Origin of the sequence: Lentzea alba, assembly GCF_011067745.1 — a bacterium.
Classification (GTDB): domain Bacteria; phylum Actinomycetota; class Actinomycetes; order Mycobacteriales; family Pseudonocardiaceae; genus Lentzea; species Lentzea alba.
In genome coordinates this window covers 61,438-87,967 of sequence record NZ_JAAMPJ010000001.1, presented here as the reverse complement: position 1 = coordinate 87,967, position 26,530 = coordinate 61,438, and the positions used below count along the sequence as shown (strand labels likewise).

22 protein-coding genes are annotated in these 26,530 nt (G+C 68.6%); 15 read left to right on the top strand and 7 right to left on the bottom strand.

The window, feature by feature from the left end; translation table 11 throughout:
• Positions 1–332: 332 nt before the first annotated feature.
• From gltB to G7043_RS00340, 3 genes are all read left to right on the top strand, one after another.
• Positions 333–4,856 (top strand): glutamate synthase large subunit, encoded by a 4,524-nt coding sequence (gene gltB / locus G7043_RS00350; protein ID WP_166042745.1) that lies wholly within the window; start codon positions 333–335, stop codon positions 4,854–4,856.
• A complete protein-coding gene (locus G7043_RS00345) occupies positions 4,849–6,354 on the top strand; it encodes a glutamate synthase subunit beta (protein ID WP_166042744.1) in 1,506 nt (501 codons plus the stop codon). The genes gltB and G7043_RS00345 overlap by 8 nt, the downstream gene beginning before the upstream one ends.
• A gap of 89 nt (positions 6,355–6,443) precedes the next feature.
• Positions 6,444–6,866 (top strand): hypothetical protein, encoded by a 423-nt coding sequence (locus G7043_RS00340; RefSeq protein WP_166042743.1) that lies wholly within the window; start codon positions 6,444–6,446, stop codon positions 6,864–6,866.
• Here G7043_RS00340 and G7043_RS00335 read toward each other — a convergent pair.
• A complete protein-coding gene (locus G7043_RS00335; RefSeq protein ID WP_166042742.1) occupies positions 6,863–8,893 on the bottom strand; it encodes a toll/interleukin-1 receptor domain-containing protein in 2,031 nt (676 codons plus the stop codon). The genes G7043_RS00340 and G7043_RS00335 overlap by 4 nt on opposite strands.
• Positions 8,894–9,141: 248 nt before the next feature.
• Here G7043_RS00335 and G7043_RS00330 point away from each other — a divergent pair, with 248 nt between their 5' ends.
• Genes G7043_RS00330 through G7043_RS00320 form a run of 3 tightly spaced genes read left to right on the top strand, consistent with a single transcriptional unit; the run spans position 9,142 to position 11,430 of the window.
• Positions 9,142–9,456 (top strand): hypothetical protein, encoded by a 315-nt coding sequence (locus G7043_RS00330; RefSeq protein WP_166042741.1) that lies wholly within the window; start codon positions 9,142–9,144, stop codon positions 9,454–9,456.
• Between the two features lie 59 nt (positions 9,457–9,515).
• Positions 9,516–10,088 carry a carbonic anhydrase gene (locus tag G7043_RS00325; RefSeq protein ID WP_166042740.1) on the top strand — a complete coding sequence of 191 codons (573 nt, stop codon included), beginning with the start codon at positions 9,516–9,518 and terminating at the stop codon, positions 10,086–10,088.
• A 13-nt stretch (positions 10,089–10,101) separates the two neighbouring features.
• Complete coding sequence (locus tag G7043_RS00320) at positions 10,102–11,430, top strand: SulP family inorganic anion transporter (RefSeq protein ID WP_166042739.1); 1,329 nt, start codon at positions 10,102–10,104, stop codon at positions 11,428–11,430.
• Between the two features lie 21 nt (positions 11,431–11,451).
• On the opposite strand, the gene G7043_RS00315 is transcribed toward G7043_RS00320, so the two are convergent.
• Both G7043_RS00315 and G7043_RS00310 read right to left on the bottom strand, forming a co-directional pair.
• On the bottom strand, positions 11,452–11,961 hold the full coding sequence (locus tag G7043_RS00315) for a tetratricopeptide repeat protein (RefSeq protein WP_166042738.1): 510 nt from the start codon (positions 11,959–11,961) through the stop codon (positions 11,452–11,454).
• A 76-nt stretch (positions 11,962–12,037) separates the two neighbouring features.
• Positions 12,038–13,252: a CHRD domain-containing protein gene (locus tag G7043_RS00310; protein ID WP_166042737.1), complete on the bottom strand. Its 1,215-nt coding sequence runs from the start codon at positions 13,250–13,252 to the stop codon at positions 12,038–12,040.
• A 165-nt stretch (positions 13,253–13,417) separates the two neighbouring features.
• Here G7043_RS00310 and G7043_RS00305 point away from each other — a divergent pair, with 165 nt between their 5' ends.
• Together G7043_RS00305 and G7043_RS00300 are read left to right on the top strand one after the other, a co-directional pair.
• Entirely contained in the window at positions 13,418–13,867 is a 450-nt protein-coding gene (locus G7043_RS00305) for a COG4315 family predicted lipoprotein (RefSeq protein ID WP_166042736.1), read from the top strand.
• Between the two features lie 84 nt (positions 13,868–13,951).
• The gene (locus G7043_RS00300) at positions 13,952–14,764 is read left to right on the top strand and encodes a DNA/RNA non-specific endonuclease (RefSeq protein WP_166042735.1); all 813 of its coding nucleotides are present in this window, start codon (positions 13,952–13,954) and stop codon (positions 14,762–14,764) included.
• Here G7043_RS00300 and G7043_RS00295 read toward each other — a convergent pair.
• Together G7043_RS00295 and G7043_RS00290 are read right to left on the bottom strand one after the other, a co-directional pair.
• The gene (locus G7043_RS00295) at positions 14,754–17,618 is read right to left on the bottom strand and encodes an NACHT domain-containing protein (protein ID WP_166042734.1); all 2,865 of its coding nucleotides are present in this window, start codon (positions 17,616–17,618) and stop codon (positions 14,754–14,756) included. The genes G7043_RS00300 and G7043_RS00295 overlap by 11 nt on opposite strands.
• A 52-nt stretch (positions 17,619–17,670) precedes the next feature.
• Positions 17,671–19,590, bottom strand: a complete 1,920-nt coding sequence (locus G7043_RS00290) for a helicase-associated domain-containing protein (RefSeq protein ID WP_166042733.1) — start codon at positions 19,588–19,590, stop codon at positions 17,671–17,673.
• 75 nt (positions 19,591–19,665) lie between these two features.
• Here G7043_RS00290 and G7043_RS00285 point away from each other — a divergent pair, with 75 nt between their 5' ends.
• Entirely contained in the window at positions 19,666–20,313 is a 648-nt protein-coding gene (locus G7043_RS00285) for a DUF2461 domain-containing protein (protein WP_166042732.1), read from the top strand.
• On the opposite strand, the gene G7043_RS00280 is transcribed toward G7043_RS00285, so the two are convergent.
• On the bottom strand, positions 20,261–20,605 hold the full coding sequence (locus G7043_RS00280) for a VanZ family protein (RefSeq protein WP_166042731.1): 345 nt from the start codon (positions 20,603–20,605) through the stop codon (positions 20,261–20,263). The genes G7043_RS00285 and G7043_RS00280 overlap by 53 nt on opposite strands.
• A gap of 64 nt (positions 20,606–20,669) precedes the next feature.
• Between G7043_RS00280 and pyk the strand changes: the two genes are divergently transcribed.
• From pyk to G7043_RS00250, 6 genes are all read left to right on the top strand, one after another.
• Positions 20,670–22,094 carry a pyruvate kinase gene (gene pyk, locus G7043_RS00275; protein ID WP_166042730.1) on the top strand — a complete coding sequence of 475 codons (1,425 nt, stop codon included), beginning with the start codon at positions 20,670–20,672 and terminating at the stop codon, positions 22,092–22,094.
• A gap of 128 nt (positions 22,095–22,222) precedes the next feature.
• The gene (gene tesB / locus G7043_RS00270) at positions 22,223–23,119 is read left to right on the top strand and encodes an acyl-CoA thioesterase II (RefSeq protein WP_166042729.1); all 897 of its coding nucleotides are present in this window, start codon (positions 22,223–22,225) and stop codon (positions 23,117–23,119) included.
• On the top strand, positions 23,116–23,460 hold the full coding sequence (locus G7043_RS00265) for a hypothetical protein (RefSeq protein ID WP_166042728.1): 345 nt from the start codon (positions 23,116–23,118) through the stop codon (positions 23,458–23,460). The genes tesB and G7043_RS00265 overlap by 4 nt, the downstream gene beginning before the upstream one ends.
• Before the next feature lie 97 nt (positions 23,461–23,557).
• Positions 23,558–24,391, top strand: coding sequence for a type IV toxin-antitoxin system AbiEi family antitoxin domain-containing protein (locus G7043_RS00260; RefSeq protein ID WP_166042727.1), 834 nt, complete (start codon positions 23,558–23,560; stop codon positions 24,389–24,391).
• Positions 24,392–24,423: 32 nt separating this feature from the next.
• The gene (locus G7043_RS00255; protein WP_242641812.1) at positions 24,424–25,314 is read left to right on the top strand and encodes a nucleotidyl transferase AbiEii/AbiGii toxin family protein; all 891 of its coding nucleotides are present in this window, start codon (positions 24,424–24,426) and stop codon (positions 25,312–25,314) included.
• Between the two features lie 137 nt (positions 25,315–25,451).
• Positions 25,452–26,015, top strand: coding sequence for a Uma2 family endonuclease (locus G7043_RS00250; protein WP_166042725.1), 564 nt, complete (start codon positions 25,452–25,454; stop codon positions 26,013–26,015).
• On the opposite strand, the gene G7043_RS00245 is transcribed toward G7043_RS00250, so the two are convergent.
• Positions 26,012–26,521 (bottom strand): Lrp/AsnC family transcriptional regulator, encoded by a 510-nt coding sequence (locus tag G7043_RS00245; protein ID WP_086668259.1) that lies wholly within the window; start codon positions 26,519–26,521, stop codon positions 26,012–26,014. The genes G7043_RS00250 and G7043_RS00245 overlap by 4 nt on opposite strands.
• Positions 26,522–26,530: the final 9 nt, after the last annotated feature.

Below are 26,530 nucleotides of genomic sequence, written 5' to 3'. Positions count from 1 at the left end.
GCGGAGCAGGCAAAACGCTCAGTTACCCGCTGGATCCAGTGTTAAACCGTGATTGTCGCGCAGCTCTCATCAACCTGGATGACGTTGAACTCTCGGTTACGCTTACGCGGCCGTAACGAAGCTCGACGTTCGCTGCAATGTCGCTCAGCGCTGGGAAATCGTTACGCTTCCATGACCTAGATCACCCATTGGCGGGTGTCCCTGGGTTTCGCGGCTGTTAAAGTCGCGTCAACACGCGGGCCATCGTCGTCCCGTGCTCCCACCTGTTGGTACGAGGTCTGAGCACGAGGACTTTAGTTCTTTACGCGAGGACGACGAAGGAGGTCTGCGCAGTGATCTTCTCCGCCATCCCCGGCCCCCAGGGTCTTTACGACCCCGCTGATGAGCGCGACGCCTGTGGTGTCGCCATGGTGGCCGACATCCAGGGCAGGCGTTCTCACGGCATCGTCGTCGATGCGTTGACAGCGCTGGCCAACCTGGAGCACCGCGGCGCCGCCGGCGCCGAGCCCACCTCGGGCGACGGTGCTGGCATCCTCCTGCAGCTGCCGGACGAGTTCCTGCGCGCGGTCGCCGAGTTCGAGCTCCCGGAACGCGGGCAGTACGCGGCGGGAATCGCTTTCCTTCCGTTTGAATCCGAAGAACGCGTCGCGGCAATGCAGCAGATCGAATGCATCGCCGAAGAGGAGAACCTCGTCGTTCTCGGCTGGCGCGACGTTCCGGTCGACCCGGAGAAGGCGAACGTCGGACCGACGGCGCTTTCCGTGGCACCGCACTTCGCGCAGCTGTTCGTGAAGGGCACGCGCGACGAGTCCGGCATCGCGCTGGACCGGCTGGCCTTCTGCCTGCGCAAGCGGGTCGAACACGAAGGCAGCGTGTACTTCCCGTCGCTGTCCGCGCGCACGATCGTCTACAAGGGAATGCTGACGACCGAGCAGCTGCCGGCGTTCTTCCCGGACCTGCACGACGAGCGCCTCTACACGGCGATCGCGTTGGTGCACAGCCGTTTCTCCACGAACACCTTCCCCTCGTGGCCGCTCGCGCACCCGTTCCGGTTCGTCGCGCACAACGGTGAGATCAACACCGTTCGCGGCAACCGCAACCGCATGCGCGCCCGCGAGGCGTTGCTGGACAGCGATCTCATTCCCGGTGACCTCGCCCGGCTGTTCCCGATCTGCGACCCCGACGGGTCGGACTCGGCGTCGTTCGACGAGGTGCTGGAGCTGCTGCACCTCGGCGGCCGCAGCCTGCCGCACGCGGTGCTGATGATGATCCCCGAGGCGTGGGAGAACCACGCCACGATGGACCCGAAGCGCCGCGCGTTCTACCAGTTCCACGCCTCGCTGATGGAGCCGTGGGACGGCCCGGCCTGTGTCACGTTCACCGACGGCGAGCTCGTCGGCGCGGTGCTCGACCGCAACGGCCTGCGTCCCGCCCGCTGGTGGCAGACCGCCGACGGCCGCGTCGTGCTGGCGTCCGAGACGGGTGTGCTCGACGTGCCGTCCGACCAGGTGGTCGCGAAGGGTCGTCTGCAGCCGGGCCGTCTGTTCCTGGTGGACACCAAGCAGGGCCGCATCGTCGACGACGAGGAGTTCAAGTCGGGGCTCGCCACCGAGCAGCCCTACGACGAGTGGCTGCACGCCGGTCTGCTCGACCTCGCCGACCTGCAGGACCGCGAGCACGTGGTGCAGAGCCACGAGTCGGTCGTGCGCCGCCAGCTGACCTTCGGTTACACGGAGGAGGAGCTGCGGATCCTGCTCACGCCCATGTCGATCATGGGTGCCGAGCCGCTGGCGTCCATGGGCACGGACACCCCGGTCGCCGCGCTCAGCCAGCGTTCCCGGCTGCTCTACGACTACTTCGTGCAGAACTTCGCTCAGGTCACGAACCCGCCGCTGGACGCGATCCGCGAGGAGATCGTCACGTCCGTCAAGCGCGTGATGGGCCCCGAGCAGAACCTGCTCGACCCCGGCCCCGTCTCGTGCCGCCACGTGACGCTCGACTACCCGGTGATCGACAACGACGAGCTCGCCAAGCTCATCCACATCAACGACGACGGCGACCTGCCGGGCTTCGCCTGCACCGTCCTGTCCGGACTGTACGAAGTGGACGGTGGCGGCGCGGCACTGGCCGCCGCGATCGAGCGCGTGCGTCGCGAGGCGTCGGAGGCCATCGCGAACGGTGCCCGGACGCTGGTGCTGAGCGACCGCGACTCCGACCACCGCATGGCGCCGATCCCGTCGCTGCTGCTGGTTTCCGCGGTGCACCACCATTTGGTGCGCACCAAGGAACGTCTGCGCGTCGCTCTCGTCGTCGAGTCCGGTGACTGCCGCGAGGTCCACCACGTCGCCGCGCTGCTGAGCTACGGCGCCGCCGCGGTGAACCCGTACCTCGCGTTCGAGACGATCGAGGACCTGATCAGCCAGGGCGCCATCACCGGTGTCCCGGCGCACAAGGCGATCCGCAACTACGTCAAGGCGCTCGTCAAGGGCGTCCTGAAGATCATGTCGAAGATGGGCATCTCGACGGTCGGCGCCTACACCGCGGCGCAGGTCTTCGAGGCGGTCGGCCTGTCGAACGACCTGCTCGACGAGTACTTCACCGGTACGCAGTCCAAGCTCGGCGGCGTTCACCTGGACGTGCTGGCCGAGGAGGTGGCCCTGCGCCACCGCCGTGCGCACCCGGACAACCCGACGGACCGCGTGCACCGCCGGCTCGAGGTCGGTGGCGAGTACCAGTACCGCCGCGAGGGCGAGCTGCACCTGTTCACGCCGGAGACGGTGTTCCTGTTGCAGCACGCCACGAAGACGCGCAAGGAGGACGTCTTCCGCCAGTACACGGCGGAGGTCGAGCGCATCTCGCGGCAGGGCGGCACGTTGCGCGGCCTGTTCAAGTTCCGCACCGAGGGCCGCACGCCGATCCCGATCGACGAGGTCGAGCCGGTCAGCTCGATCGTCAAGCGCTTCAACACCGGCGCCATGTCGTACGGCTCGATCTCGGCCGAGGCGCACGAAACCCTCGCCATCGCGATGAACCGCCTCGGCGGCCGGTCGAACAGCGGTGAGGGCGGCGAGGACCGCGAGCGTCTGTACGACCCGGAGCGGCGCTCCGCGGTCAAGCAGGTCGCGAGTGGACGGTTCGGCGTCACCAGCGAGTACCTGGTGAACTCCACGGACATCCAGATCAAGATGGCGCAGGGCGCGAAGCCCGGCGAGGGCGGCCAGCTGCCCGGCTTCAAGGTCTACCCGTGGGTCGCGCGCACCCGGCACTCCACGCCGGGCGTCGGTCTCATCTCGCCGCCGCCGCACCACGACATCTACTCGATCGAGGACCTGGCGCAGCTCATCCACGATCTGAAGAACGCGAACGAGCAGGCGCGCGTTCACGTGAAGCTGGTCTCGTCGATCGGCGTCGGCACGGTCGCGGCGGGTGTCGCCAAGGCCCACGCGGACGTCGTGCTGATCTCCGGCTACGACGGCGGCACCGGTGCCTCGCCGATGAACTCGCTGAAGCACGCGGGAACGCCGTGGGAGATCGGCCTCGCCGAGACCCAGCAGACGTTGCTGCTCAACGGTTTGCGCGACCGCATCACCGTCCAGGTGGACGGCGCGATGCGCACCGGCCGGGACGTCGTCGTCGCCGCCTTGCTGGGCGCGGAGGAGTTCGGCTTCGCCACGGCACCGCTGATCGTCGCGGGCTGCGTGATGATGCGCGTCTGCCACCTGGACACGTGCCCGGTCGGCGTCGCCACGCAGAACCCCGACCTGCGCGCCCGCTACACCGGCCAGGCCGACCACGTCGTGAACTTCTTCGAGTTCATCGCGCAGGAGGCCAGGGAACTGCTGGCGGAGCTCGGTTTCCGCACGATCGACGAGGCCGTCGGGCACGCGGAGCTGCTCGACAAGGACGACGCGATCGAGCACTGGAAGACCGAGGGCCTGAACCTCTCCCCGGTGTTCGAGGTGCCGGAAACCCCGTACCCGACGGCGAAGCGCAAGGTCCGCGACCAGGACCACGGCCTGGACAAGGCCCTGGACCGCACGCTGATCCAGCTCGCCGAGGCGGCGCTGGAGGACGCGCACCAGGTCAACCTGGAGCTGCCGGTCCGCAACGTCAACCGCACGGTCGGCACGCTGCTCGGCGCCGAGGTCACCCGTCGCTACGGCGGCGAGGGCCTGGAGGACGACACGATCCGGGTGAAGCTCACCGGGTCCGCCGGCCAGTCGCTCGGCGCGTTCCTGCCGCGCGGCATCACGCTGGAGATGGTCGGCGACGCGAACGACTACGTCGGCAAGGGCCTGTCCGGCGGGCGGATCATCGTCCGGCCGCACGACGACGCGCCGTTCCGCGCCGAGGACCAGGTGATCGCGGGCAACGTGATCGGCTACGGCGCCACGTCCGGCGAGGTGTTCCTGCGCGGCCGCGTGGGTGAGCGGTTCTGCGTGCGCAACTCCGGTGCCCTGCTGGTGGCGGAAGGCGTGGGCGACCACGCGTTCGAATACATGACCGGTGGCCGGGCCGTGGTGCTCGGGCCGACCGGTCGCAACGTCGCGGCCGGCATGTCCGGCGGCATCGCGTACGTGCTCGACCTGGACCCGTTGTCGGTGAACCAGGAGATGGTGCAACTGCAGCGCCTCAGCGCCGAGGACCTGCGTTGGCTCAAGGACGCCGTCACCAAGCACCACGAGCACACCGGCTCTGCCGTTGCTGCTTCGCTGCTCGGTGACTGGACTCGGCGAGCCGGTGCGTTCACGAAGGTCATGCCCGGCGACTACCAGCGCGTTCTCGAGGCCATGCGCCTCGCCCGCGCCGAGGGCCGGGACGTTGACGCGGCTGTCATGGAGGCGTCTCGTGGCTGATCCACAGGGTTTCATGAAGTACACCCGGTCCGACGCGCCGAAGCGTCCGAAGCCGGAACGCTTGCAGGACTGGAACGAGGTCTACCTCGCCGAGGATCCCGCCGAGCGGAACAAGGCCGTCCGCACGCAGGCGACGCGGTGCATGGACTGCGGCATTCCCTTCTGCCACAGCGGAACCGCGGGTTGCCCGCTCGGGAACCTGATCCCCGAGTGGAACGACCTGGTGCGCCGCGGCGACTGGGAGCTCGCCTCGGACCGCCTGCACGCCACCAACAACTTCCCGGAGTTCACGGGTCGTCTGTGCCCGGCACCGTGTGAGGCCGCCTGCGTGCTGGCGATCTCGCACGACGCCGGCGGTGCCGTCGCGATCAAGCGGGTCGAGGAGACCATCGCGGACATGTCGTGGGAGAACGGCTACGTCCAGCCGTCCCAGGCGGCCGTGTCCTCGGGCAAGCGCGTCGCGGTCGTGGGTTCCGGCCCCGCCGGCCTGGCCGCCGCACAGCAGCTGACCCGTGCGGGCCACGAAGTCGTCGTGTACGAACGGGACGACCGGCTCGGTGGGTTGCTGCGGTACGGCATCCCCGAGTTCAAGATGGAGAAGAAGGTCCTCGACCGCCGGCTCGCTCAGCTTCGCCGGGAGGGCACCAAGTTCGTCACCGGCTGCGAGGTCGGTGTCGACGTCACGGTCGAGCAGCTGCGGGCCGAGTTCGACGCGGTCGTGCTGGCCGTGGGCGCACTGCGCGGCCGCGACGACAAGTCGACTCCCGGCCGTGAGCTGACGGGCATCCACCTGGCGATGGACCACCTGGTCCCCGCGAACCGCGCCGTCGAGGGCGACGGCCCGTCCCCGATCTCGGCTGAGGGCAAGCACGTCATCGTGATCGGTGGCGGCGACACCGGTGCCGACTGCTACGGCACCGCGACCCGCCAGGGCGCGCTGTCCGTGACGCAGCTCGACCAGTACCCGATGCCCCCCACCGTGCGCGACGACGACCGCTCGCCGTGGCCGGTGTGGCCGCACATCCTGCGCACCTACCCGGCACACGAGGAAGCCGGCGAGCGCCGCTTCACCGTCGCCGTGCGTCGCTTCGTGGGTGACGACGACGGCCACGTGCGCTTCATCGAACTGCAGCAGGTGCGTGTCGAGAAGGACTCGTCCGGCCGCCGTTCCGTGGTGCCGCTGTCCGACGAGGTCGAGCTGCTGCCCGCGGACATGGTGCTGCTGGCGATCGGGTTCGAGGGCGTCGAGCACATGCGGCTCCTGGACGACCTCGGGATTTCGCTGACGACCCGCGGCACCATCTCGTGCGGCTCCGACTGGCAGACTTCGGCGCCCGGCGTCTTCGTCTGCGGCGACGCACACCGCGGTGCTTCGCTCGTGGTGTGGGCGATCGCGGAGGGGCGGTCCGTGGCCAACGCCGTGGACAACTTCCTCACGGGTTCCTCGAACCTGCCGTCGCCGGTGATTCCGAACCAGCTTCCGCTCGCTGTGGTCTGACAACGGCGTCTGATCAGCGGAGAGCAGCATGACGCCCCGCGCGACAATGAAGTCGCGCGGGGCGTTCGCCTTTCTCTAGTGTCGCGGTCATGGAGCCCTTCCAGCTCGCGTTCGCGTCGATCCGCGGTGAGTTCAGAGGCCGGACGTGGGAGGACGTGGCCGAGTGGTTCGACGAACTGCGTCGGGACCACCAGGGCTTCGAGTCGCACCAATACCTGCGGGACATCGTCGCGAGCGTGCTGGACAGCGGCGTGGCGGACCGCTTGGGGGTGACCACCTCGATGCACGATCTCGTCGTGGTGTCGCTGGCCCCGGCGAACGGGCACTACGAGACGATCAAGGTGATCTCACCGTCGACGGGGGCGCCGGTCGACGACGGCTGTTTCGCGTTGACCTTTCTGGGCCGCAAGAAGCGCCGGCAGGGACGGCGGGAGATCCAGCAGCACCCGGTCACCGAGGCCGTGCCCGCGTTCTGGCGGATGGTCGAGGAGAAGTTCGGCATCAAGCGCTAGTTCTCCTGACGGGCGCAGGTGTCGCGGTAGGCCAGGCCCGGGAGGTGTTGCTGCCACTCGTGCCGACTGAGGCCGCCGCTGGCGACAGCACAGGCGCGTGCCGCGTCGGCCAGTTCGGTGTCCGGGCTCGGCGCCAGTGCGTGTGCGGCTATGCGGAGGCGTAAGGCGAGCTGTGGCGCGGAGTTGCGCACCACCTGTGCCTGCGCGACTAGCGCACGCGCCGTCGCCGCGTCACGTTGGGCGCTGGCCGTGTGCCACTGGAAGGCAGCGAGTCCTGCCGCGCCAACAGCGGCGACGAGGAACACCGCCAGCCAGCTCGTCGTGCGGCGGCGTTCATGACGACGTTGTCGTTGCAGGGCATGGATTCGCACGCGGCTGGTGGCGAGGTAGCGGCGGGCGTCCGGGCTGAGGTCGTCGTCGGACACCAGCGGTTCGATCGCGGCGAACGTGTCCTCGTTGAGCAGCAGGTGGTCCGCCCGTGCACCCTCGATCCACTGCGAGGCGTCCAGCTCGACCGACTGGGCCGCGCGCAGGCCGATCTGGCGCTCGTCGATCGCGTTGCGCAGCGGCCGCCACTCGGTGAACAACGCCTCGTGCGCCACGCCGATCCAGCGGCCCTGCTTGTCGCCGTTCGCGGTGAGCAGGCGGTGCCGGACGAACACCTCCAACGCCTTCTGCGCGGTTTCGTCCAGCTGGGCCAGGTTGACGCGTTTGCGGGTCGGGAGGCCGGTGTGGTCGAGCGCGGCCAGCATCGCGAGCCGGGAGAGGAGTTCCTCCTTGCCCAGACCGGTTTCCGAGACCGCGCCGTCGAGCACGTCGTCGGCGTGCTGGGCGAGTGCGCCGTGCACGCCGCCGAGGTGCTCGTACCGTTCGCTGGACAACGTGCCGCCGCGAGGCACGTTCATCGCCAGGTGCTGCAACGTGAACGCCAGCAACGGCAACGCTTCGCCGCTCGCGGTGTCCTCGACGAGCTGCGCGACCAGCTCCGGGTGGACTTTGAGGCCGGCCACCTTCGCGGGACCGGTGATCACGATGTTCAGCACCTCGCGCGCGAGCGGCGCCAGCACGTAGCTGCCGATGTGCACACCGGCCAGTTCGGGCAACGTCCGCAGGTCGTCGAGGAACTCCGACCGCAGCGTCGCGATCACGCGCACTCGGTCACCGAGGCCCTCCCGGAGCAGGTTCGCCAGCACCTGGCGGTCCTTCTCGTCGGCGCGCGTGAAGAGCTCCTCGGCCTGGTCGATGGTGATCAGCAGCCTGCGGTCCTCGTCGACGAGCTCCTGCGCGACGCCGTGCAGCCCGTCGAGCACGAGCCGGTCCCGCGCCTCCTGCAGCGACCAGTCGTGACCGACGCGTTCGGCGGTCTTGCGCACCGCACGGGACAGCGCGTCCAGCGGGTCGTTGCCGGGCAGCCACGGCGGCATGACGAGCCAGCGCGGGTCGTCCGCCAGCTGGGCCAGCAGACCGGCCTTGACCAGCGACGACTTGCCACAGCCCGACGGTCCGACGACGGTGAGCAGGCCGGGGCCGCGGCGCACCTTGCGGGCCAGCGCGCGGGTTTCCTGGTCACGGCCGAAGAACACGGCGCTCAGGGACGTGGTGAACGCGTCCAGGCCGGGGAACGGTTCCTGGTCCTTCGCGAGCTTGCGGCCACCGGCGTCGAACTGCCGCAGCGCCTTCTCCAGGTGCTCGCGCGCGGTGGTGTGCGGGATGTGGTTCAGGTGCCTGATCAACGGGTGGATGACGCCTTCGAGCTGCACGGGGAGCAGCAGGCAGCCCAACGCGTCCGCGATGGCGACCTCGGCCGTGCACCAGCTCGACGCGATCGACGCCTCGCTGACGACGCAGACCACCGCGTCCGCCTTGCGCAGCTCGTCGTGCAGGCGCTCCCGCCAGGCCTCGCCGACCTGGATTCCGTCCTCGGGATGAACTTCCAGGAAAGTTTCGTGGTCGGTGCCGAGCCAGTCACGGATCAGTGTCGCGATCGCCACATCCGGCGTCGCGTGGCTGATGAAAACCCTCGCCACGACGGCCTCCTTCGACAGTCGGTCACCGATTGTGCAAAGCACGCAGGGGACGGGTCCCGGTTGTCCTCTTTTGGCACATCTCCAACGCACGAAGGTCACTCGCTGCATACATACGTCTCCGTAAAAACAGAAACTCTTTCGGGTGAATCTCACACTGGATACGGGCGAAGCGAGTTCCGCACATCGCGCGGGTTGTCCTGTTCGGGCGAAACTGATAGTCGTAGATCAACTCGGTTGGGGGGTGGAGCATGCGCAGCGTTCTGCTGGCTGTCGTGGTCGCCCTGTGCGCTGTGCTGGCACCGGCCGTCACGCCCGTGTCGATCGGCGCGCCACCGCCGAAGTCCAAGACTTCGGTGCCCAAGGAGGAAGCGCCCCGCGAGGAGCGCGAGACGAGCCGGCTGCGCGGGCTCGTGACGTCCGTCGAGCGAGTGTCCACTGTGGTCAGGCCGTCGTTCGTGACGGTGTTCGAACCACATGCCGCGCCGAACCTGGTGCTCGTGTCTTCCGCCGAACCGATAGTGGTTTGGCGCACACCCCCTGCGCTGCAGGTGTTCCGGAACTGATCGCGGTCCCCACTACCCGATCAAATCGAACACTTTTTCCTTAGCAGTGAGGGATTCCCATGGACTTCCATCGCTTTGTTCAGCATGCCCGCGCACACGCCAAGTCGCGTTCCCGAGCCATCGGCAAGAAGCTGGCCCAAGGTCAGCAGCCCAGCACGATGTTCATCACGTGCGCTGATTCGCGGATCGTGACGGCGCAGATCACCGGTGCCGAGCCGGGTTCGTTGTTCGAACTCCGCACGGCCGGAAACGTCATCCCGCCCTACTCGCTGACCGCACCGTCCAGCGAGATGGCCACCATCGAGTTCGCGGTGCTGCACCTCGGGGTCAGCGAGATCGTCGTCTGCGGCCATTCCCATTGCGGTGCGGTGGGCGCACTGAACGGCGGCGGCATCGACCACCTGCCCGCGATGCGCGGCTGGCTGCGGCCCAAGCCACCAGGCGAGCTGTCCGATCCGGCGATGCGCGCGGAGGGGCAGGAGCACGTCCGGGCGCAGCTGCAGGTCCTGCTGGACTACCCGTTCATCGCCCAGCGCGTGGCGGAGGGCAGCTTGCGCGTGCACGGCTGGTTCTACGACATCGAGACCGGCGAGGTCTCCGCGTGTGCCGAGCACGCTTTCCTTCCGCTGTAAGGGTTTCGACGTGATGAAGAGGTATTGGGCCGATCTCGGCGCATCGGTCGTGGTCTTCCTCGTGGCGCTGCCGCTGTGCGTGGGTGTGGCGGTGGCGTCCGGGGTGCCGGCCGAGCTCGGGATCGTGACCGGTGTGGTCGGCGGCATCGTCGTCGGCCTCCTGCCGGGCAGCACGATGCAGGTGAGCGGGCCGGCCGCCGGGCTGACGGTGCTGGTGGCGGATGCCGTTGGCAAGCACGGGATCGAGGCACTCGGCGTGATCGTCCTGGGCGCCGGGTTGTTGCAGGTCCTGCTGGGCTTAACGAGGTGCGGGCGGTGGTTCCGGGCGATCTCGCCGTCCGTGGTGCAGGGCATGCTGGCCGGCATCGGGCTGGTGCTGGTGTTCGGGCAGCTCAAGCATCTGGTCGTGGCACCGGTCGCGTTGGCGCTCGGCCTGCTCACCGTCGTGATCATGCTGTTGTGGCAACGAACTCCGCTGCGCGTCGTGCCGGGCGTGCTGGTCGGCGTGGTCGTGTGCACCGCGCTGGCCGCGGTGTTCGCCTCACCGGTCGACCGGATCTCCGTCGGCACGCTGTCCACCGACGTCCACCTGCCGGACTTCTCGTTGCTGGACACCGGAGTCGTCGGCACGGCGATCGTGTTCGCACTGGTCGCGTCCGCGGAGAGCATGTTCAGCGCCGCCGCCGTCGACCGCATGCACGACGGCCCGCGCACGCGCTACAACCGCGAACTGGTCGCGCAGGGCGTGGGCAACACGATCTGCGGTCTGCTCGGCGCTCTGCCGATGACGGCGGTGATCGTGCGCAGCGCGGCCAACGTGTCAGCCGGCGCGCGCACTCGGGCTTCACGGGTGTTGCACGGTGTCTGGTTGCTGTTGTTCGTGGTGCTGCTGCCGGGGTTGCTGACGTTGATCCCGGTCGCGGTGCTGGCCGCCGTGCTGGTGCACGCGGGGTGGAAGCTGCTCGGCCTGCGCGAGGTGGCCAGGTTGTGGCGCACCGACAAGGCGGAGGGTTTCGTCCTCGTCCTGACCGCCGGGCTGATCGTCGCCACCGACCTGCTGACCGGCACGGTGGTCGGCCTGCTGGCCGCCGTGATCAAGACCGCCTGGGACGTGTCCAGGTTGTCGGTGGTCGAGACGCCGGAGGGAGTCGCGCTCAAGGGCAACGCGACCTTCCTGCGGCTGCCCCGGTTGCTGGACGCGCTGGACCGGGTCGACCGGGAGCACGTCCGGATGGATCTGAGCGGGGTCCGGCACCTCGACCAGGCCTGCGGGCAGGCCATCGACCAGTGGGTGGACGAGTCGCGCCGGGCAGGCAGGACCGTCGAACTGGTCGGGAGATAGGAACGTCACCGGGGCGGCCGGCTACGAGCGCAGCTTCCGCACGACCTCGTCCAGGTGCCGGTCCAGATGTTCGACCGACGTGTCCAGGTCGTCCGGAGGCAGGCCGAGCCTCCGGCGCACCTGGAGCCGGCCCACGGTGAGGTAGCTGCGAGCCCGTTCGTCGGGGTCCAGCCGGGCGACCGCGAGGTCGAACCAGGTCAGCGCTTCGGCGAACTCGCCGCGTTTGCGCATCAGGTCGGCGGCCTGGTGGTACGGCTCCGGGGAGTCCGGCCGGCTCAGCCTCAGGGCGTGCAGCTGGGCCCGTGCCTCGTCGTCCCGGCCGGCGTCGAACAGCACCTCGGCCAGCAGGACCCTCGGGCAGTCGCCGTCCTCGACGTCGAGCTCGACCGCCTCGGTCAGCAGCTCGATCGCCCGGCCGTGGTCTCCGGCCTCGCGCCACGCCTTCGCGACCCCCAGCAGCAGGGCCTCCCGGTCGTTCGGGTTCTCCTCGAGCTCCTCTTCGAGGAGACGGGCCTCGTCCGCAGCGTCCATTCGGAGCAACCTACTCCTCGTGCGGGACGGCGCCGCGGCCGTGGGGGTCGCGGCCGCGGCGCCTCTATTCAGGTGGTCACTGGTGGGTGGTGAACTGGCCGCGCACCGCGCCGCCGGGGAACGGTCCCGTGTGGAGGTTCGAGTAGAAGTCCTTCGGCGACTTCTTCAGCGCGTCCAGGGTCGTCTTGTCAGCGCCGGCCGTGCCGGACACCGCGAAGACGCCGTTCGGGACGGCCGTGCCGAAGAACGTGATCTTCACCGGGCCGTTGGTGCCCTTGGCGCCCTGGTGCACGTGGCCGAGGGTCGGCGCGTCGATGTTCACCCAGGCCAGCGAGAAGTCGACGCCGGTGCCGTTGGGCTGCACGAAGGTGACGGCCTGGCCGTCCGGGTCGCCGACCTTCGGACCGCCCGCGACGGGCACCTCCTGCGCGCCGTTGGAGAACGCGCGGAGCTTGCCGCCCTTGATGATGTCGAGCGGGTTGACCTGCTTGCCGAGCGGCTTGAGCTGGGCGCGGACGGCGCCGCCTGGCCGGTCGGTGCTGTGCAGGTTCACGTAGAAGCCCGCCGGGTTCTTCCGGATGTCGTCGGCGAGCAACGGGGCGATCACGGTCTGGCCCGCGGCCGCGGACAGCGTCTCCGGCATCGGGGTGGTGAAGAGGTTGACCTTCACCGGGCCGTTCTGGCCGGCCACGCCCTGGTGGATGTGGCCGAGGGTGAGCTGGGCCGTCTTCTTCCACTCGACCGCGAACGTCACGCGGTCGCCGCGGACCTCGACCAGCGCCTTCGCTGACCCGTCCGCGTCGCCCACGGCCGGGCCACCAGGGGTGGGAACCTCCTGCTCGCCGTCCAGGTCGGCGGAGAAGAACATCGGCTTGCCCTTGACCGGGGCAGGTGCCGGGGTGGTCGGCGCCGGGGCCTGACCGCCGTGCTCACCGTGACCGCCGGCTTTGGTCGCGGTCGGGTTCTGCGCCGAGCCGCCGGCGTCGATGTTCAGCGCGGGGCCGTCCGCGGTGAAGTTCTGGAAGACCGAGCCGCCGTTCTTGACGACGACCCGGACCTCGATCGGGCCGCTGCCCGGCTTCACGGTGAAGGTGCGCGACTCGCCCTTCTTGGCGCCGTCCAGACAACGGCCCTCGAGAACGTCGGCGGCGCAGAAGGTGGCCTCGTAACCGGCCTGGTTCGTGATCTTCACCGTGACGGCGTCCTGGGCAGCGGACGCGGGTGTCACGACACCCAGTGCCGCCGTGGTGCCCAGAAGGCATGCGGCAGCGACAGTTTTGTTGACATACATGGGGTTTACTCCAAGGCTCCGCGGTGGGAGTCGGGGGGTCTGGCGGACCCGACGCCACCAACACGGACGCGGCCCAGATCCGGTTCAAAGAAGTTCGTTAGTGAACCGAACGACGTCTCAATACGTGTTGGTGGCGGAACAGGAACGACCACTTTGGAGACGAAGATGCGCGCACGTATGGGAATTCTCCTGCTGCCGACACTGCTGGCGGGCCTCGCTGCCTGCGGAAACGGGGCGCCGCAAGCAACTCCGCAACAGGAGGTGCCGGCGAAGGCCGAAGTGAAGATCGCGCAGTCCGACCTCGGCCCGATCCTGGTAGACCAAACGGGACGGACGCTCTACGCGTTCACCAAGGACGAGAACAAGTCCAGCGCGTGTGACGCCGACTGCATCGCCGTCTGGCCCGCACTCACCGCACAGTCCACAGTGGAGGCGAAGGACGGCGCCGACACGAACCTGGTCTCGCAGATCGACGAGAGCTCACAGGCCGTGTACGGAAAGTGGCCGCTGTACTACTACGTGGGAGACCAGGTGGCCGGCGACCTGAACGGTCAGGGCGTCGACGACGAGTGGTTCGCGATCGCCCCGGACGGCAAACTGGTCAAGAAGAACTGATGAACACTGGGCCGTTCGGGTGTATCCGGCTAACGGCTCTGTGGGATGTGTCGACCCTGCAGGTGAACCAGTAGGGGGAGACACATGACCAGCGCAGGTTTTGACGCGAAGTTCCTCGGCACCACCGCTGGGATCCCGGTGCTGACCGAGTCGGGAGCCGACGACGCGGTCGAGCTCGACGGCTCGACGACGATCGACTACACGCACTTCTCGCTCGCGTTGAGCAAGTCGCGCAAGTTCGCGATCTGGGTGGCGTGGAACATCGACGGTGGCGAGATGAAGGCCTTGAGCCGCAGCAACATCCCGTTCATCAAGGACCCTCGGCTCCCGGCGCAGTTCCAGACCGGTGACGAGCTCTACCGCGACAACAGGCTCGACCGCGGCCACCTCGCGCGCCGCGCCGACCTGTGCTGGGGCCCGAAGGCCGAGGCGCAGAAGGCGAACAGGGACTCGTTCTTCTTCACGAACATCACGCCGCAGATGGACGACTTCAACCAGAGCACGAAGGAAGGGCTCTGGGGGCGGCTCGAGGACGCGGTGCTCGCGGACGTCGACGTCGACAACCTCAAGGTCAGCGTCTACGGCGGGCCCGTCTTCAACGCCGACGACCGGGTGTTCCGCAGCGTCGCGATCCCGCGCGAGTTCTACAAGGCGATCGCGTTCGTGGTGAACGGCGAGCTGCGCTGCAGCGCGTTCCTGCTCACGCAGAACCTCGTCCTGGCCGAGGCGCTCGACCTGGACGAGTTCCGCGTGTTCCAGGTGTCGGTGGCCGAGCTGGAGAAGCGGGTGAACTTCACCTTCCCGGCCGAGCTGCACGCCGCCGACACGGCTGCCGTCCAGCTGCTCGACGAGTCCGAGCGCAAGCCGTTGGGCAGCCTGTCCGACATCAGGTGGTGACGCGGATCGCAGGGAGTTCCTGACGCAGTTCCTCCAGCCGGGCAAGTGATTCCGGCTGGTGCACGACGAGGTGCTCCAGCTTCGGCAACGCCCGCAGGTCGTCCGCGACCGGCACACCGAACACCTCCAGAGCGACGATGGTCGGCCACCGCTCGAGCCCCGCAAGCGAGTGGGGCGGGCGGTGGTCGATCGCCAGCTCGCGCAACGCGGGCAGCTGCGGCAACGCGGCCAGCCCGTCGTCGAGCGCGGAGTCGCGAATCTGCAGCCGCCGCACCAGACCGCCGGCCAGTGACGCCAGGTCGACCCGGCTGAAGTGCAGGTGCAGCTCGTCGAGGTCCTTCACCGGCGTGAGGTCGATCCGCCCGAGCGGACGGCACCGGCTCAGGTGCAGCTCCCGCAACGACCTCGAACCGGCCAGCGGTGCGAGGTCGCGCAGGACCTCGTTCTGCCACAGCTCCAGCCGGTGCAGCGACGGCATGACGCCCAGCGGGTCGAGCGGGTTGATGTTGCCGATGCACCGCACGTACCGCAGCTTCTCCAGGTGCATGATGAACTGGATCCGGTGCCAGCCCCGCACGTCGACCCGCCGGTCGCCGAAATCCACCTTGGACAGCACGGTCTTGGCGTACTTCTCCGCGTCGGGAGTGTTCCGCCACGCCCGCAGCAGCTCGTCGATGACCATCGCGTGATCCACCGCCACGAACTCCGCGATCCGTTCCCAGGCGGCCTCCCCGCCGATGTTGGCCAGCGTCCGCACGACGTACGCGGCCTCGTCGGCGGCTTCCGGACCCGGCAGCAGGTCGACCACGAACGAACCGGCCTCGGACAAGGCATCCGCGTGCGCGAAGCTCTTCGGCGGGATCAGCGCGGCGGCGGCCTGGGTGACCTGCGCCCGTGCCGTCTCCGGTTCGATCACGTCGGCCTGGTCGAGGCAGGCCAGCGCGAGCAACCGCAGCTTGTCCCGCCCGCGTTCGTCCTTGCGCGTGTCATCGTTGCCCGCCAGCAGTTCCATCAACACGCGAGCGCGTTCGCGGGGCCGGGCGTGCGCGACGGCCATCACCACGACGTCGTGCCACTCGTCCAGATGTGCCCTGTCCACCAGCAGGTTCAGGTCACCGGCGTCGACGACCTCCTTGGCTGCCAGGTAGTCCCGGAACGTCCGATGCACGAACTGCACGCGTTCGGACGACACCTCCCGCAGCAGCCCCGCCCGTTCGAGCAACCGCTGCATCGCGTCATCCGCGTCGATGTCGTGCGACCGCAACCCGCGCATCGCGTTGCCGAGCCGGTGCACCGCTTCGGAGCGCGGCACCATCAGCTCCCGGTTGCGCACCAACGAGTACGCGAACCGCTGCAGCAGAACGAGCTGCTCCTCCTTCGAGAACGACGGCAGCGCGAGGCCGCGGTCCTCGTCCCACCGCACCAGCAACAGGTCCAGCGCCGCCTCGTACAGCGACCTCCGATCGCGCGGCAGGTGCATGTTCCGGTCCTGGTGCAACGCGCACAACAACCCGGCCAGCAACGGACTCGACGCCAGCCGCCGCAGGTCGGGACGTTTCGCCAGCGTTCCCACCAGCCGTGCCTCGCACTCGGTCAGCCACACCCGCGCGTCCCGCGTCAGCCCCGGTTCGTCACGGGCGGCGGTGTGCCAGGCCTCCACGAAGTCGCGCACACCCTTGTCGCTCAACGGCAACAGGTCGAACGCCGCGAAGCCGCACTCCTCCAGCCAGTTCTCCGGCACGGCCGCCGGGCGGGTCGTGATCGCGTACCGCGCCTCCGGGTAGGCGTTCACCAGCCGGCAGAGCCACTGGCGCGCTTCCTCCCGCCGCTCCCACACCAGTTCGTCCACGCCGTCGATCAGAACGAGCGCGCGACCCTCCTTGAGCCGCGCGGTGACCCACCCGGCGGGTTTCTCCTCCTCGATCATCGCGGCGGTCGAGGAGATGAGCTCCTCCGGCTTCGGCAGCGTCGGGTACTGCCGCAGCGGCACGAAGAACGGCACCAGCCCTAGCCACTCGTTGCCCGAGGTTCGCGTCTCGCCCAGCGCGTTCATCGCGAGCCAGCGCAGGAACGTGGTCTTGCCCGCCCCCGCGCCACCCCTGATCAACACCCGCGGTGTGTCCGCCAGCGCAGCCGCCACCGGCAGACCGGCACCGGTCAGCTCGTCCGTGTCACCGACCTTCGCCACCGCCAGCGATACGTACGAGGTGTCGAACGAATGTCTGCGCGGTGCTCGTCCGCGTGAGACACCGAACAGCTCCAGTCCGCCCAGCGAATGCGCGACCTGATCGGCGTACCGGTCCTCGAAGTCCCGGTGTGCCGTGGTCAGCGCCAGTTGCTGCTGGTCGGCGAGGCGTGCCACGGCGTCCGCGGTCGCCCGGCCGATCCGGAACATCTCCACGGCGAGCCTGCGCGCGTACTCCGGTTGCGACCACACCAGTTCCACGACGGCGACGCACACCCGCATCAGCAACGCGTCGTAGACCGCCGACGCGTGGTCGGACAACCCCGCCGCCCGCCGGATCCTCTCCGACCTGGACACCACGTACGCCCGCAACGACTCGGGCGTCAGCATCACCCGCAGTGCCTCGTCGTCGCGCAACGGCAGCGACGCCTCGATGGACTCGCGCACGGCGTCCACGGCGGCCTGCCACTCGTGCTGCTCGACCGTGCTCAGCTCACCGCGGGCCAGCTCGGCGCTGACCCGTTCGACCAGCGGTCCCGGTCTGGTCAGCTCGCGCCGGCGCTTCTTGTTCCGGGCACCTTTGTGCACCACGTCGAAGAGACCGAGCAGCACGCGCTCCAGCACGGTCTCCAGCACCATCAGCAGTCCGGCGGAAAACGGGTCGGCCACACTTCCAGTATCAGCACGTGATCACCGGAGTCGGCCGGACTTCACCGGCTGTTCATGCGGGGATGGCGACCTTGCGGACGTGCCCGATGTCGAACTCGCGGGTCGAGCCGTCCTCGCACTCCGCGGTCAGCACGCCTTCGAGGTGCTTGGTCGGGAGGATCACGTAGGTGTCGATCTTGCGCGGACCGCTCGCATAGCCGATCTCGACGCGATCGCCGGAGACCAGCGCCGACGCCAGGAGCATCACCTCCTCGTCGCGCAGGAAGACGTTCTGGTCGCGCAGCAACCGCGCCGCGCTGGCCCGCGGTGTGCCCCGGCCGACGGTCGGCCGTTCCTGCTCCACCAGCCTGATCGCGAGCTGGGTCAGCTCCAGGTCGTCCAGTTCGGTCCGCCACCACCTGTCCGGCCGGCGCTCACCGCGTGCCGACGCCCGTTGCCGTTCCACTCGCTCCACAATGGACTTCTCGCCCGCGTCCACCCCGGTCGGCGCGTACCCGGCCCGGCGCAACGCCGCCAGCGTCTCCGTCATCGGCCGCGCGGAGGCCAGCACGGTCGGCGCCAGGAACCGCAGCCGCAACGACGCCAGCCGCTTCGACTTGGCGATCTCCTGCAGCAACGCCGGATCCTCGGCTCGCACGCAGCTCGTCACCTCGCTGACCGTCAGGTGCCCGTGCCGTCGTGCCACGTCCTGCACCTGGTACTCGATGACCTGCGGCAGCGGCGCCTCCGACACGGCGGCGAGCTGCCAGAGCACCTCGTCGGCGGAGAGCCCCGTGTCCAACGCGCGCCGCACCGACCCGGCGGACAAGCGCCACACCCGTGCGGCGTCGTTGTCCTCCAGGTCCGCCACCAGGTTCAGCGTCGAGCTCAGCGCGGGCGACGGCAGCCCGTTCACTACCGCGGTCATGTCCGTCTGGAACGCGGCCTTCTCCGCGGCCGGGGGCATCAGGTCGGCGGCGGCACCGTCGATGTCGCCGTCCTCCCGCACCGCCACACCCAACGGCGTGAGCGCGCCGCCCGCCACCAGTCCCAGCGACTCCATCTCGCTGATCACCGCCGCCGTCGCCCGCTCGTCGTGCACCGCCGGCCGTGACCACACGAGGTCGGCGACCAGATCGTCCGTGTCCATGAAGGCCTGCTCGGCCGAGAACCGCTCCAGGGTCGTGCGCCTGAGCGCGAGACCGGCCGCGCCGGTGTAGTCGCGCAAAGCCGCCCGCGCCTGGTCCGGTTCCGGCCGCCAGTCCATCCGCTGCCACGCCTTGACCAGCGCCGCGAGCCTGACCCCCGGCTGCGAGTCGAGCCAGTCGTCGGACTGCTTGGTCGGCAGCAGCCGCGCGCGTTCGACCCCGACCAGCTGGGCCTCGGCGGCGAGTTCGAGCCACAACCGCAGCACGCCGTCCGCGACCCGCAGAGCCCGCGCGACCCGCCTGATCTCCACCGTCGCCACGCCACCGGTGTAACGGGCGTCGAAGCTGTCCTGCTCGCAGTGCGCCAGCAGCCGGGCCACGCCGTCCACAGTGGACATTGCGGCGACGATCGGCGAGATCGCCGACGCCTTGCGTCGTAACGGCGTCTTCGGCCGTGGCGTCAACTGGCCGCGCACCGCGCCGTTCGTCCGCACCGAGTTCACCGCGATCAGCTTCGGTCCGGCGGGCCACGCGAGCGCCCGTTCCTTGAGCTGCCCGAAGGCCCGTTCGAAGTCGCCGATCGAACACCGCAGCTCGCTGCACACGGTGTCGATCGTGCCCGCGTTGCCCTGCGCCACGATCGCGCCGAGCAGGTCGAGCGCGCCCTGGTCCAGTGTGTCCTCGGAGGCGTGGACCGAGTCGGAGTCGGTGAGCTGTGTCGCGAGGTCCTTCAGCGTGCGGACGAAGCGGTCCGCCACGTCGCGGCGGTGCACGAGGATCGCGGCCACCTCGTCCGCCTCGAGTTGGTGAAGCCAGGTCGCGAGCGCGTTGATACGGCGGGCCATTCATCTGATTATGGCCTTGATTGTGTGCGCTCAAACGAATTTCACGCGCTTGGGCGATCAGCCTAGGCTGTCCCGGTGACGTTCAGCGGTTTCGGCGAGTACGCCATCGACTTCTACGACGGCCTCGAACTGGACAACTCGAAGGCGTACTGGGAAGACAACAAGGAGACCTACCTGCGGGACGTGAAGGCGCCGATGGAGGCGCTGCTCGCCGACCTGGAGAAGGAGTTCGGGCCGGGCAAGGTCTTCCGGCCGTACCGGGACGTGCGGTTCGCCAAGGACAAGACGCCGTACAAGACGCACTGCGGTGGCGTCATCGAAAAGGGCCGCGGCGGCGGTGCGTACTACACGCAGATCAGCTCGGAGGGCCTCGCGACCGGCGGCGGTTCGTACCACATGGCCCCTGACCAGCTCGCTCGTTACCGCGCCTCGGTCGACGCGCACGGCGTGCTGCTGCGCAAGATCATCGACAAGCTGCTCAAGCAGGGCTGGGACCTGCACGGCGACGTGATGAAGTCCAAGCCGCGCGGGTTCGCCGACGACCACCCGCACCTCGACCTGCTCAAGCACCGGTCGATCTGGGTGCGCAAGGTTTGGGAACCGGACGACGTGCTGCACGAGCCGGCGTGCCTCGACCGGGTGCGCAAGTCGTGGCGGCAGCTCAAGGACTTCAACGCGTGGTGCGAGGACCACGTCGGCGTGAGCGAATCGCCGAGGCGATAGCCCAGCCGAGGCCGATGCCCAGCACGTCCACCAGCGCGTCGAGCACGTCTCCGCTGCGGTGAAGTGGCGTGATGAGTTGCTGGAGAACCTCCGAGACGCCCGCGTAGACGACGAGCAACGGCAAAATGCGAGAAATATTCGCGTACAGGCCGGTGAACGCGAGCAGCGCGAACAACAGCGTGTGAATCACCTTGTCCGTGCCGGGTGGTGCGGTCGGCACACCTGACTCCGGGGTGAACAACACGACGACGCTGAGCAACGCCGCGATCACAAAAGGGAGTACTCGACCCATGGTCAGAACATTACTGAGTGGTAGTTCGGGATCGGTCCAGGAAGGAGGACTACTCTCTACTGACGTGAGTCGACGCGCAAAGATCGTCTGTACGCTCGGACCAGCCACCGGCACGCCGGACAAGGTCCGCGACCTGGTAGCGGCCGGTATGGACGTGGCCAGGATGAACTTCAGCCACGGCAGCCATGCCGACCACAAGCAGGTCTACGACATGGTTCGGGCGGCAGCCGACGAGTCCGGCCGCGCCGTGGGCATCCTCGCCGACCTCCAGGGCCCCAAGATCCGCCTCGGCCGTTTCGCCGCGGGTCCGGTCGACTGGAACACCGGCGACGTGGTCCGCGTCACCGTCGAGGACGTCGAGGGCACGCACGACCGCGTGTCGACGACGTACAAGGAGCTCGCGAAGGACGCCAAGGTCGGCGACCGCCTGCTCGTGGACGACGGCAAGGTCGGCCTCGTGGTCGTCGACGTCGAAGGTTCCGACGTCGTGTGCGAGGTCACCGAGGGCGGACCCGTCAGCAACAACAAGGGCCTTTCGCTGCCCGGCATGGACGTCTCCGTGCCCGCGTTGTCCGAGAAGGACATCGAGGACCTCGAGTTCGCGCTCTCGCTGGGCGTGGACTTCATCGCTCTGTCGTTCGTGCGCTCGCCCGCGGACATCGACCTGGTCCACCAGGTCATGGACCGCTCGGGCAGCCGCCGCCTCCCGGTGATCGCGAAGATCGAGAAGCCGGAGGCCGTCGACAACCTCGAGGCCATCGTGCTTGCCTTCGACGGCGTCATGGTCGCCCGCGGTGACCTGGGCGTCGAGCTGCCGCTGGAGCACGTCCCGCTGGTGCAGAAGCGCGCGATCCAGATCGCCCGCGAGAACGCCAAGCCGGTGATCGTCGCGACCCAGATGCTCGACTCGATGATCACCAACTCCCGTCCGACCCGCGCCGAGACGTCCGACGTCGCGAACGCGGTGCTCGACGGCGCGGACGCCCTGATGCTGTCCGGTGAGACCTCGGTCGGCCGCTACGCCATCGAGTCCGTGCAGACCATGGGCCGCATCATCGAGGCCGTCGAGACCGAGTCGGTCGTCGTGCCACCGCTGACCCACGTCCCGCGCACCAAGCGCGGCGTGATCTCCTACGCGGCCCGCGACATCGGCGAGCGCCTCAACGCCAAGGCCCTGGTCGCCTTCACGCAGTCCGGTGACACCGTGCGCCGGTTGGCCCGTCTGCACACGCACCTGCCGCTGCTGGCCTTCACGCCGGAGCCGTCCGTGCGCTCGCAGCTGTCGCTGACGTGGGGCACCGAGACGTTCCTGGTGCCGAAGGTGGAGTCCACCGACGAGATGGTGCGCCAGGTCGACGTGGCCATGATCGAGATCGGCCGCTACCAGGCCGGTGACCTCATGGTGGTCGTCGCCGGTTCGCCTCCTGGCACCATCGGGTCGACGAACCTCATCCGGGTGCACCGGCTGGGGGAGGACGACCACGCGTAGAGCGTGTTCCGCCTCTCACGCAGGTCCGTCGTGGCGGCCCCGCCCCCTCATACTGGTCGTGTGGGGGAGCGGGGCCGCTGCCTTGCTGAGACCTGGAAGACGACCGTGCCGCTAGGGAGAGTTCTGCCGTGACTGAGGCCGCCCGTGCCGCTGCGACGAGCCCGTCGGGCTTGAGCGGACAATCCGCAGTGGACGACCTGGTCGCGTTGCTCGACCTGGAACGCATCGAGGAGAACATCTTCCGAGGCGTGTCGCCCGCCGAGTCGCCGGTGCGCGTGTTCGGTGGGCAGGTCGCAGGTCAGGCGCTGGTCGCCGCCGGCAGGACCGTGCCGGTCGAGCGGCGGGTGCACTCGCTGCACTCGTACTTCATCCGGCCCGGCGACCCGCGCGTGCCGATCGTGTACGAGGTGGACCGCATCCGCGACGGCCGCTCGTTCACGACCCGCCGCGTCGTCGCCGTGCAGCACGGCAAGGCGATCTTCGCCCTGTCCGCTTCGTTCCAGCTGGAGGAACAGGGCGTCGAGCACGCGGCGGGGATGCCCGCCGTGCCGGACCCGGAGTCGCTGCCGACGTGGAGCGAGCAGGCCGAGGGGTACGGGCTGCACACGTCGAAGTTCCCGCGCCCGATCGACGTGCGTTACGTCACCGAGCCGCCGTGGGAGTCGCGTGAGGACGGTCCGGGCGAGGCCGCGTCACGGGTGTGGATGAAGGCGGACGGCAAGCTGCCGGACGACCCGATGCTGCACATCTGCATCATGACCTACGCCTCGGACATGACCCTTTTGGACGGTGTGCTGGCGAAGCACGGCGTTTATTGGGGCCTGGACAAGGTTCTCGGGGCTTCGCTGGACCACGCGATGTGGTTCCACCGGCCGTTCCGGGCCGACGAGTGGCTGTTGTACGACACCGCTTCGCCGTCGGCCTCGGGGAATCGCGGGCTGGCCACCGGCCAGTTCTTCACGCGGGACGGGCAGCTGGTGGCGACGGTCGTGCAGGAGGGCCTGATCCGGGTCCTCAACCAATGAGCAACCCGAAGATGGAGAACGGTGCGGTCTGGCGGCTGCACCACGCGGGCCAGGAGATCGCCCGGCTGACGGTGACCGGCGGGGACTTCCCGTGGATGCACGCCGACGTCGAGACCCTGCCCGGCTTCGAGGAGTTCCGGTCGGTGTTCGCCGAGCAAGAGCAGGCGATCGACGACGAGGACCACGAGCGGTCCGACGCCTGCTACGAGCAGATCCGGAAGTCGTTGACCATGACGTTCCCGGACGGGGAACCGGTGGCCGAGTTCTGGCTCCACATCCACGGAGACGGCACGGCCGGGTGGCGGTGGCACGACGAACCGTTCGACCTGGACGAGCAGTGACCGGTGCGTCGCCGGTGAGCAGAGCAGAGGTCAGGTGTGCAGCGTTTCCTGCATCTAGAGTGTAGGAAACGCTGCACACCGATGTAGGATTTGCTGCATGGAGGCGATTCGTGCTCTTGAGCTGCTCGGCGAGTACACCGCTGGGCAGTGGGGCATGGTCACGACGCAGCAGGCCCTGCGCAGCGGGGTCGACGACGTCACGCTGCATCGGCTGAAGTCCGCGGGCCTCCTGGAGTCCGTGCGTCGTGGCGTCTACGCGGTGACATCCGCCGAGGTGTCCGATGCCCGGGCCGAACAAGCGGCCTGGCTCGCGCTACGTCCCGAAGTCGCGGGTTGGACGAGGTCCAAGCTGGACCCCGATGGTGGTGTCGTCTCCCACGAATCCGCGGCGCGGCTGCACAACCTCGGCGATCTGGTGAACAACCGGGTGGAGATCACCACGCCCCGCAGGCGCACCACCCGCGATCCGGGGGTGCGGCTGCGCAGAGGAGAGCTGACCGAAGCCGACGTGGCGGTGCTCAACGGCCTGCCGGTCACCACTCCCACGCGCACGATCTACGACCTGCTCGGGCAACACACGGATGCCGGCCACGTCGCGACCATCGTGCGTCAGGCGGTCGAAGCGGGGCAGGTTCGGCTCGACGAGCTGGCAGAGCGGATCCAGCCGCACGCGCGGGCTTACGGCGCGGCACCCGCGACCGGTGCGGCGCTGCTGGACCTGTTGCTCGCCCAGATCGGTCAGTCCGTCCAGGACCTGGTCAACCGGCCCGCACCGGCGGTCACCCGGGCTCAGCTGCAAGGGCTCTCCCCGGGCCAGCTCAAGAACATGAACGTCACGTGGGGGCAGCTCGCGGAGATGTCTCCCGAGGCCCTGCGACGCCTGCTGCGGACGGTCGTTCCCGACAACGCGGAACCAACTGAAAAGACATGACCTCAGAACGACTTCCCAGTCCGCAGGCCTTCATGAGTTCGCTCAAGAGTCGCGCGGCGAACAGTTCGCGGCTCACCGGAGTCCCCACCGGCGAGCTCATCGAGCGCTACTACCACCGTCGGCTGCTGGCGCGGGTGTTCCACTCCGACTCCGACGGCTGGGTGCTCAAGGGAGGTCAGGCGCTGCTGGTTCGCTGGCCGAGAGCCAGGTACTCGACCGACGTCGATCTTCTGCGGGTGAGCGAGGACGCCACCGTGGACGGCGCGGTCGAAGCGCTGCTCGCGGCGGCGTCGATCGAGCTGGACGATCACCTCCGGTTCGACCATCACGACACGTCGCACGAAACGGCGGCCAACCGTCCCTCGCGCAAAGTGCGGTTCAAGGTCATGTTCGGTCTCCGGCAGCTGGCCACGGTCAGCGTCGACGTCGTGGCGGCTGAACTGCACCCCGTCGGGCGGCTCACCGTCGAGCAGCTCACGGCGCCGTTCGCCATCGACTCGAGCCCGTGGCCGGAGATCCGGATGTGGCCGCTCGAGGACCACGTCGCGGACAAGATCGCGGCGATGTACGAGCGGCATCGCGAACGACTGCTGCCGTCGACGAGGTTCAAGGATCTCGTCGACCTGGTGCTGATCGCGTGCCACTCCACACTGGACGGTGCGACCACTCATCGGGCACTGCACGCCGAAGTGCGCCGCCGGACCTCGGCGGGGACGCATCTGCTCCTCCCCGCGGAGTTCGCCGTGCCGGATGCTTCCTGGACCGCCGGTTATCGGGCGGCGGCGGGCAAGACCACGGAACTGTCCGCCGAACATCGGACTCTCGACGGTGTCCTGCCCCTGGCTGACGCCTTCATCACGCCGCTGCTCCAGGAACGGCCACCGAGCGGGGTGTGGAAGGTCGACCGCATGCGGTGGGAATGATGCTCAAGCCGTAATCCGACAATACCTAGCACGCCAGTTCGAAGAACCACGCTTGTGAGTGATCGCGTGGAGTTCCTCCAAGCGCGATGCTGGTAGAGCTGGTGGCGAGAGACTCCAAGGCGGAAGAAGGGTGTCACATGACCGCGGAAGTGCGGCGAAATCACCTGATGAGCCTGAACGAGTGGGACGCAATGCCAGAGGACATGTGTCGTCGCCATGAACTCGTTGATGGAGTCTTGCAAGTGATCGCTTCACCCTTCCCACGGCATCAACGTGCCGCTACGAAGCTCGCCTACTGTCTGGATGAGCAACTGCCGGATCATCTGACCGCGGTGATCGACGTGGACGTCGCGCTCAAGTCCGGCATGCGAGCGACGGTGCGCAGGCCGGATGTCGTGGTTCTGTCCGTCGAGAACTACGGCGACGGAGACCGTCATCTCGATGCTGCAGACGTTCTGCTCGTGGTCGAGGTCGTGTCGCCAGGTTCGGAGCGAACGGATCGGGTGGTGAAACCGGCGGAGTACGCGAGGGCCGGGATCGCACACTATTGGCTCGTCGAGCTCGGTGATCCGTTCAGTCTGACTGCGTTCGAACTCGTCGATGACGTCTACAAGCACGTCGAGGGTGGTACGGGCACGGTTGAACTGACCAGGCCGGTACCGCTGACGTTCGACCTCGACGCCTTGCTGCGCAGGCGTTAGTCCGTGCGACGCCGCCGGTGAGTCGGTCGCAGGTTCGCCGGCGGCGTCAGCGCCCGCGTCTCCACCCGCTCCAGCACCACCGAGCTGGTCAGGTTCCGCACCTCGGTCCGTGACGCGATCTTGTCCATCAGGAACGCCTGCAGGTGCGTGGAGTCGGCCACGGCGATGTGGATCAGGAAGTCGGCCTGCCCGGAGACGTGGAACACCGACCGGGTCTCCGGCTGAGCCATCACGAACGCCCGGAAAGCGGCGACCACCGGCCGGGTGTGCGGCCGCACGTTCACCGCCACGACGGCTTCCAGCGGCAGGCCGGTGGTGGCCGGGTCGACGACGGCGTGGCAGCCCGTGATCACGCCGAGTTCGCGCAGCCGGCGCACCCGTTGTAGGCACGACGACGGCGCCAGGCCGACGATCTCCGCCAAGGCGCGGTTCGGCAGGGTGGCGTCGTTCTGCAACTCCTCCAGGATGTGCCAGTCGACCGAATCCAATTCGGCTTGTTCGCGCATAAGCGAACA

What these genes read in the sequence shown, in the direction of transcription:
- G7043_RS00290 (WP_166042733.1), bottom strand. Translation starts at nt 19,590, where the DNA reads ATGGCCCGCCGTATCAACGCGCTCGCGACCTGGCTTCACCAACTCGAG.
- G7043_RS00255 (WP_242641812.1), top strand. Translation starts at nt 24,424, where the DNA reads ATGAGTTCGCTCAAGAGTCGCGCGGCGAACAGTTCGCGGCTCACCGGA.
- G7043_RS00250 (WP_166042725.1), top strand. Translation starts at nt 25,452, where the DNA reads ATGACCGCGGAAGTGCGGCGAAATCACCTGATGAGCCTGAACGAGTGG.
- G7043_RS00265 (WP_166042728.1), top strand. Translation starts at nt 23,116, where the DNA reads ATGAGCAACCCGAAGATGGAGAACGGTGCGGTCTGGCGGCTGCACCAC.
- G7043_RS00260 (WP_166042727.1), top strand. Translation starts at nt 23,558, where the DNA reads ATGGAGGCGATTCGTGCTCTTGAGCTGCTCGGCGAGTACACCGCTGGG.
- G7043_RS00300 (WP_166042735.1), top strand. Translation starts at nt 13,952, where the DNA reads ATGACCAGCGCAGGTTTTGACGCGAAGTTCCTCGGCACCACCGCTGGG.
- G7043_RS00305 (WP_166042736.1), top strand. Translation starts at nt 13,418, where the DNA reads ATGCGCGCACGTATGGGAATTCTCCTGCTGCCGACACTGCTGGCGGGC.
- G7043_RS00280 (WP_166042731.1), bottom strand. Translation starts at nt 20,605, where the DNA reads ATGGGTCGAGTACTCCCTTTTGTGATCGCGGCGTTGCTCAGCGTCGTC.
- G7043_RS00315 (WP_166042738.1), bottom strand. Translation starts at nt 11,961, where the DNA reads ATGGACGCTGCGGACGAGGCCCGTCTCCTCGAAGAGGAGCTCGAGGAG.
- G7043_RS00340 (WP_166042743.1), top strand. Translation starts at nt 6,444, where the DNA reads ATGGAGCCCTTCCAGCTCGCGTTCGCGTCGATCCGCGGTGAGTTCAGA.
- G7043_RS00310 (WP_166042737.1), bottom strand. Translation starts at nt 13,252, where the DNA reads ATGTATGTCAACAAAACTGTCGCTGCCGCATGCCTTCTGGGCACCACG.
- G7043_RS00320 (WP_166042739.1), top strand. Translation starts at nt 10,102, where the DNA reads ATGAAGAGGTATTGGGCCGATCTCGGCGCATCGGTCGTGGTCTTCCTC.
- G7043_RS00325 (WP_166042740.1), top strand. Translation starts at nt 9,516, where the DNA reads ATGGACTTCCATCGCTTTGTTCAGCATGCCCGCGCACACGCCAAGTCG.
- G7043_RS00330 (WP_166042741.1), top strand. Translation starts at nt 9,142, where the DNA reads ATGCGCAGCGTTCTGCTGGCTGTCGTGGTCGCCCTGTGCGCTGTGCTG.
- G7043_RS00245 (WP_086668259.1), bottom strand. Translation starts at nt 26,521, where the DNA reads ATGCGCGAACAAGCCGAATTGGATTCGGTCGACTGGCACATCCTGGAG.